The 836-nt window shown below is 54.3% G+C and carries 1 rRNA gene; it reads left to right on the top strand.

Features of this window, described 5'->3' with window-relative positions:
* A 23S ribosomal RNA gene (locus tag AC0L3B_RS38125) occupies positions 1-836 on the top strand; the annotation flags it as partial.

Here is an 836-nt window from a genome sequence, read left to right as displayed (position 1 = left end):
CGGCGGCCGTAACTATAACGGTCCTAAGGTAGCGAAATTCCTTGTCGGGTAAGTTCCGACCTGCACGAATGGCGTAACGATGGCGGCGCTGTCTCCACCCGAGACTCAGTGAAATTGAAATCGCTGTGAAGATGCAGTGTATCCGCGGCTAGACGGAAAGACCCCGTGAACCTTTACTATAGCTTTGCACTGGACTTTGAATTTGCTTGTGTAGGATAGGTGGGAGGCTTTGAAGCGTGGACGCCAGTCTGCGTGGAGCCATCCTTGAAATACCACCCTGGCAACGTTGAGGTTCTAACTCAGGGCCGTTATCCGGATCGAGGACAGTGTATGGTGGGTAGTTTGACTGGGGCGGTCTCCTCCTAAAGAGTAACGGAGGAGTACGAAGGTGCGCTCAGACCGGTCGGAAATCGGTCGTAGAGTATAAAGGCAAAAGCGCGCTTGACTGCGAGACAGACACGTCGAGCAGGTACGAAAGTAGGTCTTAGTGATCCGGTGGTTCTGTATGGAAGGGCCATCGCTCAACGGATAAAAGGTACTCCGGGGATAACAGGCTGATACCGCCCAAGAGTTCATATCGACGGCGGTGTTTGGCACCTCGATGTCGGCTCATCACATCCTGGGGCTGAAGCCGGTCCCAAGGGTATGGCTGTTCGCCATTTAAAGTGGTACGCGAGCTGGGTTTAGAACGTCGTGAGACAGTTCGGTCCCTATCTGCCGTGGACGTTTGAGATTTGAGAGGGGCTGCTCCTAGTACGAGAGGACCGGAGTGGACGAACCTCTGGTGTTCCGGTTGTCACGCCAGTGGCATTGCCGGGTAGCTATGTTCGGAATAG

The organism is Bradyrhizobium sp. Kon56 (assembly GCF_055807635.1).
The sequence above is the reverse complement of the archived record's forward strand: the minus strand, read 5'-3'. Positions and strand labels throughout refer to the sequence as shown.